Origin of the sequence: Actinoallomurus sp. CA-150999, from assembly GCF_050942425.1 — a bacterium.
GTDB lineage: Bacteria > Actinomycetota > Actinomycetes > Streptosporangiales > Streptosporangiaceae > Actinoallomurus.
In genome coordinates this window covers 1,788,767-1,806,565 of sequence record NZ_CP192063.1, presented here as the reverse complement: position 1 = coordinate 1,806,565, position 17,799 = coordinate 1,788,767, and the positions used below count along the sequence as shown (strand labels likewise).

The 17,799-nt window shown below is 71.0% G+C and carries 13 protein-coding genes; 12 read left to right on the top strand and 1 reads right to left on the bottom strand.

The genetic code is table 11. The features are described 5' to 3' along the window. The first annotated feature begins 173 nt into the window (after window positions 1-173). From ACQP2O_RS08555 to ACQP2O_RS08515, 9 genes are read left to right on the top strand one after another with little or no spacing between them, the layout of a single operon-like run. Window positions 174-4,955: a DUF4082 domain-containing protein gene (locus ACQP2O_RS08555; RefSeq protein ID WP_433181526.1), complete on the top strand. Its 4,782-nt coding sequence runs from the start codon at window positions 174-176 to the stop codon at window positions 4,953-4,955. Further along, window positions 4,952-5,983: a Gfo/Idh/MocA family protein gene (locus ACQP2O_RS08550; RefSeq protein WP_433181523.1), complete on the top strand. Its 1,032-nt coding sequence runs from the start codon at window positions 4,952-4,954 to the stop codon at window positions 5,981-5,983. The genes ACQP2O_RS08555 and ACQP2O_RS08550 overlap by 4 nt, the downstream gene beginning before the upstream one ends. After that, a complete protein-coding gene (locus ACQP2O_RS08545) occupies window positions 5,980-6,933 on the top strand; it encodes an NAD-dependent epimerase/dehydratase family protein (RefSeq protein ID WP_433181520.1) in 954 nt (317 codons plus the stop codon). Before ACQP2O_RS08550 ends, ACQP2O_RS08545 begins: the two co-directional genes overlap by 4 nt. Beyond that, a complete protein-coding gene (locus tag ACQP2O_RS08540; RefSeq protein WP_433181518.1) occupies window positions 6,915-8,048 on the top strand; it encodes a glycosyltransferase in 1,134 nt (377 codons plus the stop codon). The genes ACQP2O_RS08545 and ACQP2O_RS08540 overlap by 19 nt, the downstream gene beginning before the upstream one ends. A 5-nt stretch (window positions 8,049-8,053) precedes the next feature. Further along, window positions 8,054-9,142 carry a DegT/DnrJ/EryC1/StrS family aminotransferase gene (locus ACQP2O_RS08535; protein WP_433181517.1) on the top strand — a complete coding sequence of 363 codons (1,089 nt, stop codon included), beginning with the start codon at window positions 8,054-8,056 and terminating at the stop codon, window positions 9,140-9,142. Next, window positions 9,139-10,365 (top strand): glycosyltransferase, encoded by a 1,227-nt coding sequence (locus tag ACQP2O_RS08530; protein ID WP_433181515.1) that lies wholly within the window; start codon window positions 9,139-9,141, stop codon window positions 10,363-10,365. The genes ACQP2O_RS08535 and ACQP2O_RS08530 overlap by 4 nt, the downstream gene beginning before the upstream one ends. After that, window positions 10,362-11,786 carry an oligosaccharide flippase family protein gene (locus tag ACQP2O_RS08525; protein WP_433181513.1) on the top strand — a complete coding sequence of 475 codons (1,425 nt, stop codon included), beginning with the start codon at window positions 10,362-10,364 and terminating at the stop codon, window positions 11,784-11,786. Before ACQP2O_RS08530 ends, ACQP2O_RS08525 begins: the two co-directional genes overlap by 4 nt. 53 nt (window positions 11,787-11,839) lie before the next feature. Beyond that, window positions 11,840-12,478 (top strand): acetyltransferase, encoded by a 639-nt coding sequence (locus ACQP2O_RS08520; protein WP_433181511.1) that lies wholly within the window; start codon window positions 11,840-11,842, stop codon window positions 12,476-12,478. After that, the gene (locus ACQP2O_RS08515) at window positions 12,471-13,556 is read left to right on the top strand and encodes a DegT/DnrJ/EryC1/StrS family aminotransferase (protein WP_433181509.1); all 1,086 of its coding nucleotides are present in this window, start codon (window positions 12,471-12,473) and stop codon (window positions 13,554-13,556) included. The genes ACQP2O_RS08520 and ACQP2O_RS08515 overlap by 8 nt, the downstream gene beginning before the upstream one ends. A gap of 66 nt (window positions 13,557-13,622) precedes the next feature. Here the strand turns inward: ACQP2O_RS08515 and ACQP2O_RS08510 are convergent, their stop codons facing one another. Beyond that, window positions 13,623-15,137, bottom strand: coding sequence for a S1 RNA-binding domain-containing protein (locus ACQP2O_RS08510; RefSeq protein ID WP_433181507.1), 1,515 nt, complete (start codon window positions 15,135-15,137; stop codon window positions 13,623-13,625). A 161-nt stretch (window positions 15,138-15,298) separates the two neighbouring features. Here ACQP2O_RS08510 and ACQP2O_RS08505 point away from each other — a divergent pair, with 161 nt between their 5' ends. The 3 genes from ACQP2O_RS08505 to ACQP2O_RS08495 all read left to right on the top strand — a co-directional run bounded on the left by ACQP2O_RS08505 (window position 15,299) and on the right by ACQP2O_RS08495 (window position 17,771). Continuing rightward, a complete protein-coding gene (locus tag ACQP2O_RS08505; protein WP_433181504.1) occupies window positions 15,299-16,528 on the top strand; it encodes a hypothetical protein in 1,230 nt (409 codons plus the stop codon). A gap of 109 nt (window positions 16,529-16,637) precedes the next feature. Next, window positions 16,638-17,282: an alpha-ketoglutarate-dependent dioxygenase AlkB gene (locus tag ACQP2O_RS08500; protein WP_433181502.1), complete on the top strand. Its 645-nt coding sequence runs from the start codon at window positions 16,638-16,640 to the stop codon at window positions 17,280-17,282. 75 nt (window positions 17,283-17,357) lie between these two features. Then, window positions 17,358-17,771 (top strand): LysR substrate-binding domain-containing protein, encoded by a 414-nt coding sequence (locus ACQP2O_RS08495; protein WP_433181500.1) that lies wholly within the window; start codon window positions 17,358-17,360, stop codon window positions 17,769-17,771. The last annotated feature ends 28 nt before the right edge of the window (window positions 17,772-17,799 follow it).

The following is a 17,799-nucleotide window of genomic DNA, read 5'->3' as shown; positions in this document are numbered from 1 at the left end:
GAGGTTAAGGAATCCGTTTTTTGGCTTCCGCTCAGCCGGGGGAAATCATGGCCAGTTCAGGGTTGAGGCTGTTAGTCAGAGGACTGCTCCTCGCGGCCGCGGCGTTTCTCATCATGGCGATCACCGAATCGAGGGCGCACGCGGCCGGCCCATGCGATTCCGGCGGAAATCTCGTGGCCTGCGAGAATACAAAACAAGGGTCACCGAGCACGGAGTGGGACAAGATCTCCGGCGGCGGCCAGACGATCGAGGGCTACGCCGCCGAATTCAGCGTGAACGCCGGGGAGACCGTGCACTTCAAGGTCAATACCCCGGCCCGGAGCTTTTCGATCGACATCTACCGGATGGGCTACTACGGCGGCGACGGCGCCCGGAAGATCGCCAGCATCACCCCGTCGGCCTCCCTCCCGCAGCCGCAGCCATCGTGTCTCAGTGACGACGCCACCGGGCTGATCGACTGCGGCAGCTGGAAGGTCTCGGCGAGCTGGCCGGTACCGGCCACCGCCGTCTCGGGGATCTACTTCGCGCACATCTCCCGTACCGACGGGACCGACGACGACAACCACATCGTGTTCGTGGTCCGCAACGACGCCAGCCACTCGGACGTCGTCTTCAAGACCTCCGACACCACCTGGCAGGCGTACAACAGCTGGGGCGGCAACAGCCTCTACGCCGGCGACAGCACGGCCGCGCCGGGCCGGGCGGTCAAGGTCAGCTACAACCGCCCTTTCAACACGCGCGAGTCGACCCCCTGGGGCCGTGACTTCGTCTTCGCCAACGAGTACCCGATGGTGCGGTTCCTCGAGGCCCAGGGGTACGACGTCACGTATCTGAGCAGCATCGACGCCGACCAGCGCGGCTCGCTCCTGAAGAACCACAAGGTCTTCCTGTCCGTCGGGCACGACGAGTACTGGTCCGCCGGCGAGCGCGCCAACGTCGAGGCCGCGCGCGACGCCGGGGTGCACCTCGGGTTCTTCAGCGGCAACTCGGTGTTCTGGAAGACCCGCTGGGAACCCAGCACCGACGGCACCTCGACGCCGTACCGCACCCTGGTGACGTACAAGTCGACGAGGGACAACGCGCAGACCGATCCCACCGGGACCTGGACGGGCAGCTGGCGGGATCCGCGGTTCAGCCCGCCGGCCGACGGCGGCCGCCCGGAGAACGGCCTGATGGGCACGATCTGGACGGTCAACTGCTGTGGCGTGGCCATGAAGGTGCCGGCGGCCGACGGGAAGATGCGGTTCTGGCGGAACACCCCGGCCGGAAGCCAGTCCTCGGGCGCGACCCTGACCCTGCCCGACCTGACGCTCGGCTACGAGTGGGACGAGGACCTGGACAACGGATCCCGGCCGGCGGGGCTCATCGACATGTCCTCCACGACGGCCGACGTACCCGAGAAGCTCGTCGACTTCGGCGTCAACGTCGCCCCCGGGACCGCCACCCACCACCTGACGCTCTACCGCGCGCCGAGCGGCGCGCTCGTCTTCGGCGGCGGGACCGTGCAGTGGTCGTGGGGGCTGGACGCCGTCCACGACGGCCCCGACGGCGCGCCCACGGCCCCGGACCCGAGCATGCGGCAGGCCACGATCAACCTGCTGGCCGACATGAACGTCCAGCCGCTGACGCTGCAGAGCGACCTGAAGGCGGCCACGGCCTCCACCGACCACACGGCGCCGACCTCGACGGTCACCGCTCCGGCCGCGAACGCGAGCATCGCCAACGGCCAGACCGTCACGATCAGCGGCACCGCCTCCGACGTCGGTGGGCAGGTGGGCGGTGTCGAGGTGTCCACCGACGGCGGGACGACCTGGCATCCCGCGAACGGCCGCGCCACCTGGACCTACTCGTGGGACGCGACCGGCGCCGGCCCGGTGACGATCAGGACGCGCGCGACCGATGACAGCGGCAACATCGAGACGCCGGGCTCCGGGCGGACCGTCAACGTCACGTGTCCCTGTGGGCTGTTCGGGCAGTCGGCCACTCCGGCGACCCCGGCGGAGAGCGACGCCACTCCGCTCGAGGCGGGCGTCAAGTTCCGCGCGGGCGTCGACGGCTGGGTCACGGGCGTGCGCTTCTACAAGGGCACCGGCAACACGGGCACGCACACCGGCAGTCTGTGGACGGCCGACGGCACCCGCCTCGCCACCGCGACGTTCACGAACGAGACCTCGACCGGCTGGCAGTCCGTCACCTTCCCGGTGCCGATCCACGTCACCGCCGGCACGACCTACGTCGCGTCCTACTTCGCACCGGCCGGGCACTACGCCGCGGACGCCGCGTACTTCGCCTACCAGCCCAAGGACTCCCCGCCGCTCACCGGCCTGAAGGCGGGCACCGACGGCGGCAACGGCGTCTACCACGCCGGCGGGGCCGGCTTTCCCACGACCACCTACAACGGCGGCAACTACTGGGTCGACGTCGTGTTCGCCACCGTCGAGCCGCCGGACACGACGCCTCCCGGGGTGATCGACTCGACGCCCTACACGGGGTCCTCCAGCGTGCCGACGGCCGTCCTGCCGTCGGTCACGTTCGGCGAGCCGGTACAGACAGGGCCGGCGTCGTTCACCCTCAAGGACTCCGGCGGCACCGCCGTGGCCGGCAGCACCTCCCTCGACTCCGCGCGCACCGGCCTCACGTTCGTGCCGACCGGCTCGCTGCCCGCCGGGACGACGTTCACGGCGACGGTGACCGGTGCCAAGGACGCCGCCGGGAACACGATGACGTCCTTCTCGTACTCGTTCACGACCGCGAAGCCACGACCGGCGGCAGGTCAGTGCCCGTGCAGCATCTGGGCCGACGACACCGCGCCGTCCGTCGAGGGCGTGAACGACCCGAACGCGCTGGAGCTCGGGGTCAAGTTCACTCCGGACACGAACGGCTTCGTCAGCGGGATCCGGTTCTACAAGGGACGCGACAACACCGGAACCCACACCGGCACGCTCTGGACCGCAGGCGGCACCCAGCTCGCCACGGCCACGTTCTCCGGCGAGTCGACGCTCGGCTGGCAGGAGGTCCGCTTCTCCTCGCCGGTGGCGGTGACGGCGGGCACGACCTATGTCGCGTCGTACCACACGACGACCGGCTGGTTCTCCGCCGACGGCGGCGGCCTGAGCCGCGCGGTCGACGACCCGCCGCTGCACACCGTCGCCGACGGGGCCGACGGCGTGTTCGCCTACGGCGCGCACGCCTTCCCCAATCAGAGCTACAACACCACGAACTACTGGGTGGACGTCGTCTTCACCCTGCCGCCCGACACCACGCCCCCGGCCGTCGCGTCGACGAACCCTTCGAACAACGCGACGAGCGTTCCGGCGGGCGCCCCGGTGAAGGTCACCTTCAGCGAGGCCGTGCAGCCCTCGTCACCGGCGTTCACGCTGAAGAATCCCGGAGGCACCGCGATCGCCGGCAGCACCGCGTTCGACGCCGCGTCCAGGGTCCTCACGTTCACGCCGTCGAGCCCGCTCGCGGCGGGCACGAAGTACACCGCGAGCGTCAGCGGGGCGAAGGACGTCGCGGGCAACGCGATGCAGGGGACGACCACGTGGTCGTTCACCACGAGCGGATCGTGTCCGTGCACGCTCTTCCCGAGCGACGCCGCGCCCGTCACGGCCTCGGCCGGCGACGCCGGCTCGGTCGAGCTGGGCGTCAGGTTCACCCCGGACACCGGCGGGTGGATCTCCGGGGTGCGCTTCTACAAGGGAGCCGGCAACACCGGCACGCACACCGGCAGCCTCTGGACCACGGGCGGCACGCGGCTGGCCACCGGCACCTTCACCGGCGAGACGGCGTCGGGCTGGCAGACCCTGGCGTTCTCCGGGCCGGTGCAGGTCACGGCCGGCACGCCATACGTCGCCTCGTACCACGCGCCGAACGGCCACTACGCGGCGGACGGCGGCTACTTCTGGAACCCCCTGGACAACGCGCCGCTGCACGCTCCGGCGAGCGACGCGTCGGGCGGCAACGGCCTGTACTCCTACGGCTCGGGCACGCGCTTCCCGAACGAGTCCTACGGCGCGTCGAACTACTGGATCGACCCCGTCTTCTCGACCGCCCAGCCGGGCGACGTCACACCGCCGACGGTCGACACGGCGAACCCGGTCGACGGCCAGACGAGCGTGCCGCCGGGCACCGGCATCTCCGCCACGTTCGACGAGGCGGTGCAGGGCGGCACCGTCCAGTTCGCGGTCACCCCGTCCGTGACCGGCACCGTGACGTACGACTCCGCGACCAGGACCGCCACCTTCCAGCCGACCGGTGCCCTGGCCTGGAACACCGCGTACACGGTGAAGGTCACCGGCGCCAAGGACGTCGCCGGCAACACGATGACGGCCGCGTACACCTGGTCGTTCACCACCGCGCGGCAGCCGACCCCGGGCACGTGCCCGTGCTCGATCTGGGCCGACAGCGCGATCCCGCAGGTCCCGGACGTGGACGACCCGAACTCGGTGGAGCTGGGCGTCAGATTCACCTCCGACACCGCCGGATGGGTCACCGGCGTCCGGTTCTACAAGGGTCCCGGCAACACCGGCACGCACACCGGCACCCTGTGGGCCGCCGACGGCACCCGGCTGGCCACCGTGACGTTCTCCGGCGAGTCGGCGGCGGGCTGGCAGGAGGCGCACTTCTCCACCGCGGTCTCCATCGCCGCGAACACGACCTACGTGGTGTCCTACCTCGCGCCGAACGGCCACTACGCGGCCGACTCCGCCGCGCTCGCCGGGGCGGGCGTCGACGCCCCGCCGCTGCACGCCCTGCAGTCCGGCGGCCTCTACGGGTACGGCGCCGGAGGCTTCCCGCCGAACGCGAGCACCGCGAACTACTGGGTCGACGTCGTCTTCACCACGACGGCGCCGTCGGCGGCGCGGCGGGCCGGCACTCCGGACAACGGCCCGACGCCGACGCCGCCGGCGCCCACGCTGTCGACCACACCACGCGAAGGAGAACACCGTTGACGGACGCAGTGGGACTGGCGGTCATCGGGGCCGGCTACTGGGGGCCGAATCTCGTGCGGACCGCCCAGGCGACCCCGGCTCTGCGGCTGGAGTGGCTGTGCGACCTGGACGAGGAGCGGGCGCGCACCGTGCTCGGCGCCTACACGACGGTCCGGGTCACGACGTCCTACGAAGCGGTCTTAGACGATCCCGCGGTCGACGCCGTCGCGATCGCGACACCGGCGGCCACCCACTTCGACCTCGTACGGTCGGCGCTCGAAGCGGGCAAGCACGTGCTCGTCGAGAAGCCCCTCACGATGTCGGCCGCCGAGGGCCGCAAGCTCGTCGACCTGGCCGACCGGACCGGCCGCGTGCTCATGTGCGACCACACCTACTGCTACACCCCGGCGGTCCGGCGGATCCGCGAGCTGATCCACGGCGGTGAACTCGGCGACGTGCAGTTCGTCGACTCCGTCCGCATCAACCTCGGGCTGGTGCAGTCCGACATCGACGTGCTGTGGGACCTCGCGCCGCACGACCTGTCGATCCTCGACTTCGTGCTCCCGGAGAGGATCGCCGCCGTCGCCGCCCACGCCAGCGACCCCATCGACGCGGGCCGCGCCTGCGTGGCGCACCTGACGCTGTGGCTGACGTCGGGGGCGATGGCCCACGTCCACGTCAACTGGCTCAGCCCGACCAAGATCCGCACCACCGTGATCGGCGGGTCGCGGCGCACGGTCGTATGGGACGACCTGGACCCGCTGCGCCGGGTCTCGGTGCACGACCGGGGCGTGGACCGCGTCCCCCAGGGTCCCGACCAGCGCCGGGAGGCGCTGATCTCCTACCGGCTGGGTGACATCCACGTTCCCGCCCTGCCGGAACAGGAGGCGCTGCGCGGGGTGATGGCCGAATTCGCGGCCGCCATCAACGAGTCCCGGCCGGCGCTCACCGACGGCCGCGCCGGCCTCCGCGTGATCACCCTGCTCGAGGCGGCGTCGCGCAGCATCGCGAGCGGCGGCGCGACCATCCCAACGAAGGAGAACGCGTGATCGAAGGTAGCCGCTGTCTCGTCACCGGCGGGGCCGGGACGATCGGCTCGACCATCGTCGACCAGCTCGTCGCCGCGGGCTGCGCGGACGTCGTCGTCCTGGACAACTTCGTCCGCGGCCGGCCGGAGAACCTCGCCGGCGCGCGGGAGAGCGGCCGGGTACGCGTGGTCGACGGCGACATCCGTGACGGCGCGCTCCTACGGTCGCTGCTCGACGGCGTGGACGTGGTCTTCCACCAGGCCGCGATCCGCATCACCCAGTGCGCGGAGGAGCCGCGGCTCGCGCTGCAGGTCCTCGTCGATGGCACCTACGAGGTGGTCGAGGCGGCGGCCGAGCGCCGGGTGCGGAAGGTCGTCGCGGCCTCCTCGGCCTCCGTGTACGGCCTCGCGGAGGAGTTCCCCACGCCGGAGCGCCACCACCCGTACGCCAACGACACGCTGTACGGCGCGGCGAAGACGTTCAACGAGGGACTGCTGCGCAGCTTCCACGCGACGCACGGCCTCGACTACGTGGCCCTGCGCTACTTCAACGTGTACGGCCCGCGGATGGACATCCACGGCCTCTACACCGAGGTGCTGATCCGCTGGATGGAGCGCATCGAGTCCGGCCGGCCGCCGCTCATTCTCGGCGACGGCGCCCAGACCATGGACTTCGTCTTCACCGAGGACATCGCGCGGGCGAACCTCCTGGCGGCCGAGGGCGACGTCACCGACGAGGTGTTCAACATCGGCAGCCGCACCGAGACCAGCCTCCGTGAGCTGGCCGAGGCGCTGCTGCGGGCGATGGACGCGGACCTCGGGCTCGAGTTCGGCCCGGCCCGGACCGTCAACGCGGTGACCCGGCGTCTCGCGGACGTGTCGAAGGCCGAGGAACGCCTCGGCTGGAAGGCCGAGATCGGCCTGGACGAGGGCCTGCGCCGGCTCGTCCGCTGGTGGCGGTCGCAGCGGTGAGCCTGGTCGTCTACTTCGGGGGCACCGGCTACGACGGGGTCGCGGGCACGGATCGGCGCATGGCCGATGAGCTCGCCGCCCTGACGCCCGTCCTGTACGTCGACCCGCCGCGCTCGGTGCTGACCCCCTTGATCCACCCGCACCTCGCGGCGTCGCTGCGCGGTCCGGCGTTGCGTGAGGTGCGCGCGGGCCTGTGGTGGCTCACCCCGCGCGTGCTGCCCGGTGCCCAGCGCCCCGGCATGCGCCACGTCACCGACGCGCTCATCCGCCGGGCGGCCCGTCGTGCCGCCGCCCGGCTCGGGATGCGCGTGCCGGCCGTGGTCGTCGCGGGCCCCGGCGACCTGCTCGGCGCCGTGCCGGGTGCGCGTGCCGTGTACTACGCCACCGACGACCTCGTGGCGGGCGCGGCGCTGCTGGGCCAGTCGGCGCGGCACCTGCGCGCGGCACAGGCCCGGCAGCTCGCCCGCGCCGACGCGGTCGCGGTCGTCTCCCCCGTGCTGCGGGAGAGGCTCGCGGGAGCGGTGGTGATCCCCAACGGCTGCACACCGGTCGACGCCGACGCGGCGCCGTGGCCCGGCGACGTGCCCGGGTCCTTCACCGGACCGGTCGCCGGGTTCGTCGGGCACATCAACGCGCGGATCGACCTCACGCTCCTGGAGGCCGTCGCGGGCTCCGGACGCCCGCTGCTACTCGTCGGCCCGCACGACCCGTCGTACCAGCCGGCGCGCTTCGCGGCCCTGGTCGCGCGGGCGAACGTGTGCTGGACGGGGCGCAAGCCCGCCGAGGAGCTGGCGTCGTACCTGAAGGTCATCGACGTGGGCCTGACACCGTACGCGACCAGCGACTTCAACCGGGCCAGCTTCCCGATCAAGACCCTCGACTATCTCGCCGCCGGCCGCGGCGTGGTCTCGACCGACCTGCCGGCGACGGCATGGCTCGGCACGGACCTCGTGCGCACGGCGACCCACGACGGCTTCGCGGCCGCCGTCGAGAAGGAGCTCGCCGTGCCCCGGACACCGGAGCTCCAGGCGCGGCGACGCGGCTTCGCGGAGCGGCACACCTGGTCCCGGCGGGCTCGCGACCTCGCCGCCCTGCTCGGATTGGAGAACGATTGATACCGGTGATCAGGCCCGTACTGGGCGACGAGGAGGCGGCGGCCGCCGCCGAGGCCGTACGGTCCGGCTGGGTGGCGCAGGGGCCACGGGTCGCGGAGTTCGAGCGCGCGTTCGCGGGCCGCGTCGGCGCCGGCCACGGCGTGGCCACGTCGTCGTGCACGACCGCGCTGCACCTGGCCCTCCTGCTCGTGGGCGTGGGCGCCGGGGACGAGGTCGTCGTGCCGTCGCTGTCGTTCATCGCCACCGCGAACGCCGTGCGGTACTGCGGCGCCACCCCGGTATTCGCCGACGTCGACGCGGCCACCGGCAACGTCACCGCCAAGACCGTCGAGACCGCGATCACCGCACGGACCCGCGCGGTGATCGCCGTCGACCAGGCCGGCGTGCCGTGCGACCTCGACGAGATCACCGCGCTCGGCGTCCCGGTGATCGAGGACGCGGCCTGCGCGGCGGGCTCGACCTATCGCGGCGGGCCGGTCGGCGCGGGGGCCGAGATCGCCGCCTGGTCCTTCCACCCGCGCAAGCTGATCACGACCGGCGAGGGCGGCATGCTCACCACGCGCTCCGGCGACCGGGCACGGCGGGCGCGACGGCTGCGCGAGCACGGGATGAGCGTGAGCGCCGCCGAACGGCACGCCAGCCGGACGGCCATCGTCGAGGAGTACTCCGAAACCGGCTTCAACTACCGGATGACCGACATCCAGGCGGCGATCGGGCTCGTCCAGCTGAAACGCCTCGACGAGATCATCGCGCGGCGGCGTGCCCTGGCCGCGCGATACCAGGAACTGCTGCCCGGTTATGAAACCGCACGCGACCCGGCGTACGGCGAGACCAACTACCAGTCGTTCTGGATCGTGCTGCCCGACGACCATCCCATCGGCCGCGACGCCCTGCTGGCCCGGCTCGCCGAGGAGGGGATCTCGGCCCGGCGCGGCATCATGGCCGCCCATCTCGAGCCCGCCTACGCCGGCACGACCGCCGATCTCCCGGTGACCGAACGGCTGACGCGGCGTTCCCTGATCCTTCCGCTGTTCCACGAGATGACCCACGCCGAGCAGGACCGGGTCGTCTCCGTCATCGCGGAGGCGCGGTGAAGATCCTGGTCTACCCGCACGCGATGGAGATCGGCGGCAGCCAGCTGAACGCGATCGAACTGGCCGCCGCGGTCCGCGACCTCGGCCACGAGGTCGCCGTGATCGCGGAGCCGGGCCCGCTGGTCGAACGGGTGAGCTCGCTCGGCCTCGAACACCTGCCCCTGGACGCCGGCCGGCGACGGCCCTCCCCGGCGACCGTACGGCTCCTGCGCCGGCTGGTCGCCGAGCGCGGGTACGACGTCGTCCACGGGTACGAGTGGCCGCCCGGGATCGAGGCGTTCTACGCGGCGGGCCGGCGGGCGGCGGCCGTGTGCACGGTGATGTCGATGTCCGTCGCGCCGTTCCTGCCGGCGTCGCTGCCGCTCGTGGTGGGCACGCACGAGCTCCGCGAACGCACGGCCGGAGGGCGGCCGGGCCCGGTCCATCTCATCGAGCCGCCGATCGACGTGGACGCCAACGCGCCGGGGCACCCGGCGCAGGAGTTCAGGGCACGGTTCGCGCTCGATGAGGACCAGTTCGACGTGGTGGTCGTCGGCCGGCTCGTCCAGGAGCTCAAGCTCGAAGGGGTGCTCACGGCCGTCGACGTCGTCGGCGAGCTCGGCCGGGAGCTGCCGATCCGGCTGGTCATCGTCGGCGACGGCCCGGCCCGGCCGGCCGTCGAGGCCCGCGCGGCGCGGGTCAACGCCGCTCTCGGCCGCCGCGCCGTCGTCCTCACCGGGCGGCTCGACGATCCACGCCCCGCGTACGCCGCGGCGTCCGTCGCGCTGGCGATGGGCGGCTCGGCGCTACGGGCGCTCGCCTTCGCCCGCCCGCTGATCGTCCAGGGCGAGCGGGGCTTCTTCGAGCTGCTGACGCCGGAGTCGTGCGGCCGGTTCCTGAAGCAGGGCTGGTACGGCCTCGGCGACGGGAACGGGTCCGTCCGGCTGGCGACGATCCTTCGCGAGCTCGTCGCCCACCCGGAACGGGGCACGAAGCTGGGCGCGTACGGCCGGGACCTGGTCGTCCAGCGCTTCGGGCTCCGGCGGGCGGCGCGCGTCCAGGAGCAGATCTACCGCGATGCCCTCGCCTGGCACCCACTCGCCCATGAGCCGGCGAGCACCGCCGGGCGGGTGCTGGCGTACAAGCTCCGCCGCCGCTACCGGCGGCTGCGCGGCACGGCCGCGCGCGACGACTTCAACGCGGTCGCGGGGAGCGGGCAGGGCTCGCCCGTGGGCGCGCGATGACGCTGTTCCGGCAGGCGTCCCGCGCCCTCGGATGGAGCTTCCTCAACACGATGCTGGGGCGGTTCGGCACACTCGCCATCGGCATCCTGCTGGCCCGGGTCCTCGGCCCGAAGGAGTTCGGTGTCTTCGCGGTCGCGATGGTGGCGCTGCTCGCGGTGCTGAGCTTCAACGAGCTCGGCGTGAGCCTGGCGATCGTGCGCTGGCCCGGCGAGCCACGGGAGATCGCGCCGACCGTGGCGACCATCTCGGTGATCTCCAGCGGGCTGGTCTACGCGGGCTGCTTCGCCGGGGCGCCCGCCTTCGCGGCGGCGATGGGCGCGCCCGCCGCCACCGGAGTCATCCGGCTGCTCACGCTCAGCGTGCTGGTCGACGGCCTGGTCGCCACCCCGGCGGCCATGCTGCAGCGGGCCTTCCGCCAGGACCGCAAGATGATCGCCGACCAGGTCAACAGCTGGGGCGGGGCGGCCGTGTCCGTCGTGCTCGCCCTCACCGGCTGGGGAGCGATGAGCCTGGCGGTCGGGCGGCTCGCGGGCGCCGTCGGCTCGGGCGTGCTGCTGGTGGCGTTCTCTCCGGAGCCGCCGCGGTTCGGCTTCGACCGCGCGGTGGCGCGGAGGCTGCTGCGGTTCGGGCTGCCGCTCGCCGGGTCGAGCGTCGTCGTCTTCGCCGTCGGTGGCGTGGACCAGTTCGTGGTCGGCGACGTGCTCGGCCCCACCGCGCTCGGCTTCTACGTGCTGGCCTTCAACCTGTCGAACTGGCCGGTGGGCATGTTCTCCCAACCGGTCCGCAGCGTCGCGCCGGCGGCCTTCGCCCGCCTCCAGCACGACGCCCCAGCGATGCGGCGCACGTTCCTGTCCACCGCGGGGCTGCTCACCGCGGTGACCCTGCCGGTGTGCCTGCTCCTCGGCGGGGCGGCCGGGCCGCTGGTCCGCTTCGTGTACGGGCCCCGGTGGGAACCCGCCGCCGCGGCCCTGTTCTGGCTGGCGCTGCTCGGCGGGCTCCGGATCCTCTTCGAGCTGATGTACGACTATTTCGTGGTCCTCGCCCGTACCCGCGCGGTGTTCACGATCCAGGTCGTCTGGCTGACCGTCCTGGTGCCGGCGCTGATCGTCGGCGCGCGGCTGGACGGCATCGCGGGGGCCGCCGCCGCGCACGCCGCCGTCGCCGCGCTCGTGCCGCTGCCGCTGTACCTGACGCAGCTGCGCCGGGTGGGCATCGGCGTCCGCGCGGTCGGCGCCCGCGTCGCGCCGGCGGTGCTGGTCGCCTCGGTCGTCGGGCCGGCCGCCGTGCTGGTCCACCGCGCGATCCCCTTCGACCTGCTCGCCCTCGCCGTCGCCGGCACCGTCGCGGTCGCCGCGACCGGGCTGCTGGTCTACCGGATGCGGGGCGCGCTCAGGGAGCTGCGAGGAGCCGAACATGCGTGATCTCCTGGGCGACCGAATGCTGGGTGTGCTCACGGAAGTGCGAGGAACCGAACATGCGTGATCTGGTGATCGTCGGTGCGGGCGGCTTCGCGCGCGAGACCGCGCAGTTCGCCGGCGACCGGCTGCTGGGCTTCCTGGACGACGATCCGGCGAAGCAGGGCACGGACATCGACGGCGTCCCGGTGCTCGGCGGGACCAAGGAGGTCCCGCCCGGCGCCCAGGTCGTCGTGTGCGTCGGGAGCCCGCGCGACCACGGTGTCCGGGCGCGCCTCGTCGACCGGCTCGGCCTGCCGCCCGAGCGTTACGCCACGCTCGTGCACCCGACCTCCTGGGTGTCGGCGTCGTCGCGGGTCGGCCCGGGCTCGGTGCTGCTCGCGCAGGTCGTGCTCACCGCGTCGGTGCGCGTCGGCGCGCACGTCGCGATCATGCCGCACGTCACCCTGACGCACGATGACGTCGTGGCGGACTTCGTCACCATCGCCTCGGGAGTCCGGCTCGCCGGAGGCGTGCACGTGGGGCGAGGCGCCTACCTGGGCGCCGGCGCGCTCGTACGGGAGGGCCGCACGATCGGCCAAGGCGCCCTGGTCGGCATGGGCGCGGTCGTCACGCGCGACGTACCGGCCGGAGAGGTCTGGGCCGGCAATCCGGCGCGCTACCTGCGCCACGTCTCCGAGGAGCACCGTCATGCCTGACGTCCCCTTCGTCGACCTCGCCGCCGCGCACGCCGACGTCGCGCGCGAGATCCGGGCGGGCTTCGACCGGGTGCTCGACACCACCGCGTTCGTCCAGGGGCCCGACGTCGGCGCCTTCGAGCGGGAGTACGCCGCCTTCTCCGGCGCGGGCCACTGCGTCGGCGTCGCCAACGGCACCGACGCGCTCGAACTCGCGCTCCGCGCGCTGGGGTGCGGCCCGGACCGCGAGGTCGTCCTCCCGGCGAACACGTTCGTCGCGACCGCCGAGGCGGTCGTCCGAACCGGCGCGCGTCCTGTCCTCGTCGACGTCGACGTCGATCATCTGCTGCTCGAACCCCGCCTGCTGCGCTCGGCGATCGGGCCGCGGACGGCGGCGATCGTGCCGGTGCACCTGTACGGCCAGCTGCCGCCGATGGCCGCCATCGCGGCGCACGGGATCCCCGTCGTGGAGGACGCGGCCCAGTCCCAGGGCGCGTCCCAAGACGGCCGCGGCCTCTTCGGCCGGCTCGCCGCGACCAGCTTCTACCCCGGCAAGAACCTCGGCGCGTACGGCGACGCGGGAGCCGTGCTCACCGACTCCGCCGACCTGGCCCGCGCGGTGCGGCTCCTCGGCGACCACGGCAGCGAGGTGAAGTACCGCCACGAGACGCTCGGCTTCAACTCACGCCTGGACACCCTGCAGGCGGTCGTGCTGCGCGCGAAACTGCGCCGCCTCGCGGACTGGAACGAGCGCCGCCGCGTCGCCGCGGCGCGCTACGCCGCGCTGCTGGACGGCCTTTCCGACGTCACGCTGCCCGCCGAGGCCACCGGGAACGTACACGTCTGGCACCTGTACGTCATCCGCGTGCCCCGCCGCGACGAGGTGGCGCGGGCCCTGGCCGGAATGGGGATCCGGACCGGCATCCACTACCCCGTTCCGCTCCACCTGCAGCCGGCCTTCCGCGACCTGGGACACGCCCCCGGAGACTTCCCCGTCACCGAGACGGCGGCGACGGAGATCCTCTCGTTGCCGATGTTCCCGCACATCACCGAGGAACAGCAGGACCACGTCGCCACCGCCCTCCGCAAGGCCCTGTAGCGCCCGCGCCGTAAGGCGCCCACCGTTTCCTTACGTCCGGACGCCTCGTTGGCACCGGCTGGATCTTCACTCTCTGTGAGTTCTGAGGGAGAGGCTGATGCGGCGGCGATCCAGGTCCATGGCGAGGATGGCGGCGATGACCTCGTCGCCTGTCGCCACCACTTCCTCGGGGTCATCGACGCCGTGGTCGGCCAGCTCGGTGAGATGGACCAGGCCCTCGACGCCTTCCGCGACGCGGACGAACGCGCCGAACGGCACCAGCCTGGTGACGGTGCCCGGGACCGTCTCGCCGACCTGATGAACCTCCGCGTACAGCCGCCAGGGATCAGGCTGAAGCGCCTTGAGGGACAAGCTCACCCGCTCCCGCCCCCAGTCGATGTCGAGGATCTCGGCGCGGATCTTCCGGCCGATGGGGGCGACGTCGTCCACCGAGTCGAAGTGCTCCCAGGACATCTCGGGGACACGGAGGAAGCCGAGACCGCGACCCAGCTCATGGTCCAGGTCCACGTGCACACCGACGTCGTCCAGGCCTGTCGCGACGGTGCCGGTGACGACGTCCCCGACCCGCAGCGAGTCCAGCAGCGACCGCCGCTCGTCGGCCTGGGTGCGGTTGGTGCGCCACCGTGCCCGCAGGACGCCGTCGGCGTCCGGGAGCACCCCGGCGAGCAGCGGGCGGCGTTCGCCCGGATCCAGCGGGACCAGCGCGGCCCGCCGACCCGGCCCGGCCGTGATCGCCGGGTAGGCGGCATCGGACCTGCCCATCCACGGCTCGGCGATGCGCACCGGGCCGAAGCCTCCGTCGGGATTCTGCTCGACGAGCAGTTCGAGGCGCTCGCCGCCCACGACGGCGGCACGGATCGCCTCGATGTCCTCGGTGAGGCCCGGCCACACCGTCAGCCGGGCCCGTGGGGTCAGCCCCGGGCGGACGGCCCTGACCTCTCTTGCGCTGGTCAGGCGATGCCAGCGGCGGGCGTTGCCGATGTACAGCTCTTCCAGCAGAACCTCGCCGTGCTCGGCGACCAGGCCGTCCAGTTCGCCCCAGAAGGCGTCATCTGCGGGCCGCTGAATGTCCGTCTCGTCGAAGGCCGGGTCGTAGGGGGACCGTACGACCGGTTCGGTGAACAACCCCAGTGCGCGGGTGCGCACCACGGCGTCGTCCTGCGGCCGATCACTGCCGACGTAGACGTCGTCCTTGTCGCCGACGTGGAGGAAGAATCTGTTCTCCGTGTGCAGTCGGCACCAGGCGCCGTCCCGCAGCACCATGGCGCGCAGCAGCCCGAGCCCGGCGGCGAGCGGGACGCGCGCACCGTCGTGGTAGCCGGCCAAGCCGTGGGGGAAGAGCCCGGACAGGCCGTGCCTTCCTCTGTCCGCCCGGACGGAGAAGGAGAAGAAGCCCCCGAGCATCGGGTTGTCGATCGCCAATTGGTCGACACCGGCGTCGAGCGCGAATCCGGCCGCCGCCGCGACACAGGCGGCGGCAATGCGTTCCCGTGAGTGATACGGGACGACCGATCTGCCGCGGTCCGTCTCCTCCCACTCAGCGGGGGCGTATGGGGTGATCCGGTACACGAAGGGCGCCATGTCAGCGCCCCGCGCGGCTCAAAGTCGCCTCAAGGGCCGGTCGCGGGTCGACGAGGGAAGCGATCATGCGCGCAGCCTACAGACGCCGAGCAACTCCACACACCGCGCGTACAGCAGAACCCGTTGCCCGCTGTCAAGCCCCGTGAGAGCATCACGGTTTGATGTACACAACAGAGCCAAAAGAAGCCTGCATCGAGGATGCGCGCAACATCTTGGTCGCGCCTTCGACCTTGCAGGATAATTACTTCATCAGAGAATTCTTCGGGTCCACGATCACGCCAGAAGACCTTGCTTCTGGTTCGCCCGACCTCACGCAGAAGACCGTCTATCTGTGTGGCGATATATCCGGGATCAGCAGCCGCCAACTGCATGAGGCTGCCCGGGTATTCGTTATCCGGGAGCTATCACACGGTTACCGCGAGGACGTCGACGAACCTTGGACCCTCGTCGACCTCGGCCGAGTTCCCCTCCGCGTACACGGCGTCGGCGTGTACTACCGCCGCTTTTTCGGACTCGACGCCGATCACTTCGGACGGATCCGTGCGGAGCACGCGTTCCAGTCCCTGACGGAGTCCACCAAGCCCGGAACAGCCCATCGCAGCGGAATCTATCTGACGCCCGTCACACAAAACGGTGACGAACTACATTTCCGCCTGCTCCGGTGCTCCACGAATCTCTCGGGCCCGACCGAGAGCTTTGGCCCGACCGACACGCACATCGTCGAGGCTCTGAACCGCGAGGCCGCCGCCGTCTTCCGGGACCAGGCACCGCTGAATCATGTCCTCGCTCAGATCTACCACAACACCCCTGCCACGGCCGAGCGCAAGCAGTCCAAGGCCAAGATCTCGGCCCATGCCGACAAGACCAAGGACATGCCCGTCAATGGCATCATGGCCTTCTGCACCTTCTATGACCGGCTTGACAAGCTGCAGCCCCTGGCCGAAGACGCCTTCGACTACGGTGTGAAGAGTGCCAGCGGGCTGACCAAACTCCACTTTCGCCTCAAGGAGCCGACCGAAGAACGCGACGGGGTCGCGCTCCCCTCGCAGTTCACCCTGACCCTCTACCCCGGCTCCGTGTTCTTCATGCCGCTGTCCACCAACCGCCGGTATACACACGAAATCCGGCCCTCAACGTTGGACGCCGAGTTGCTCCCGACCCGCCTGGGATACGTGGTGCGCTGTTCGAGCGCCGAAGCCGTTCACAAGAACGGCCACACGTTCCTCAAGGTGGCGGGAGATTTGGTGAAGATGGAGCCGCCCACACCGGCCGGCATGAACGAGCTGCGCAGGCTGTACGCCGAGGAGAACAGGACCTCGTCCTTCATTGACTACGGCGACGAATTCCTCTTCAGCATGAACACGGGAGACTACGTTGCCCCCCGAGCCTAGGATCTCGGATGAGATCCTCTCGTGCGCTTTTCCAACCGAGGAGGATCTCTTTGCGGAGCTGTCCGCGTCGGCCCACTTGGAAGACGTAGGAAAAGGCCGGCGAGGCGCCGTGCTTACCAAGATCGACGAGGCGGGTGGTGTGCCTCTCGTACGTACTACCACTCGATACAGCAGCCCGACGCAGCGTTTCCGGTCGGTGCACGAACGGCTGGCGCAACAGATTCAAGAACGTGCGGCACTTTCGGTCGGCTTCAACAACGCCCTCATAGAGAACTACACGAACGCCTACAAAACCATGGGCAGCCATTCCGACCAAGCCCTCGATCTGGCCGGCGAGTCGTTCATCGCCGTCTTCTCCTGCTACCAACATCCCGAAGCGGGCCCGCCGAGGAAGCTGATCTTCGAATCAAAGGGGTCCGATGGCGAGAAGTTCGAGATCCCCCTCGCCCACAACAGTGTCGTCGCGTTCTCTGTCGACTCGAATCGGCGACTCAGGCATAAAATCGTATTGGACACGCCCGGCCGGACGGCAGATAACCAATGGCTGGGCGTAACCTTTCGAACGTCAAAGACCCTCGTTCGGTTTCGCGACGGACACGCATACCTCCCGCAGGGTGCGCGCCTCATTTCGGCCGACGATGAGCAGAGGCGCGAGTTTTACCGACTACGGCGCCGTGAGAACAATGAAACGGACTTCATCTACCCCATGCTGACGTACACCATCAGCGAGAGCGATCTGATGCCGCCCGCCTGACCTTGTGGGCTTTTGAATTGACTCCTCGCGACAACCGATGGTTGGGTGCTTGAATCACAACGGCCATGCTGGAGCGTGGTCGAACAACCGACCGTCGGCAAGCCACAACGGGTGGCGGTCGCCGCCGTCGAAGCAGGCGATGTCGACGCCTCGTTCCGTACCGTCACCGACCCGGCCACACTGCCGCCCGACGTGCAGATGATCCACGCGTTCGACTCCCCGCTGGAACTTCTCGTCGGCCCCGGACATCCGCTCGCGTCCGCGCGAAGACTGACGCCACCGCAGCTGCGTCAGCACCGGATATGGGTGCCGGGGATCGCGCCCCGAAGCGAATGGGCGGAGTTCTACGATCAGCTCGCCACCGACTTCGACCTACGCATCGACGCGGCAGGCCCGCACTTCGGAGACGAAGTACTCCTGGACACCCTCGCGGACTCCGCGGACGTGGCCACGCTCGTCGGGGCACGCGACCGCATCGGCGCCGCGTGAGTCTTATCCAGTTACCGGTACACCAGAA

Coding starts and splice junctions, on each gene's coding strand:
- ACQP2O_RS08520 (WP_433181511.1), top strand. CDS start 11,840: ATGCGTGATCTGGTGATCGTCGGTGCGGGCGGCTTCGCGCGCGAGACC.
- ACQP2O_RS08515 (WP_433181509.1), top strand. CDS start 12,471: ATGCCTGACGTCCCCTTCGTCGACCTCGCCGCCGCGCACGCCGACGTC.
- ACQP2O_RS08525 (WP_433181513.1), top strand. CDS start 10,362: ATGACGCTGTTCCGGCAGGCGTCCCGCGCCCTCGGATGGAGCTTCCTC.
- ACQP2O_RS08505 (WP_433181504.1), top strand. CDS start 15,299: ATGTACACAACAGAGCCAAAAGAAGCCTGCATCGAGGATGCGCGCAAC.
- ACQP2O_RS08510 (WP_433181507.1), bottom strand. CDS start 15,137: ATGGCGCCCTTCGTGTACCGGATCACCCCATACGCCCCCGCTGAGTGG.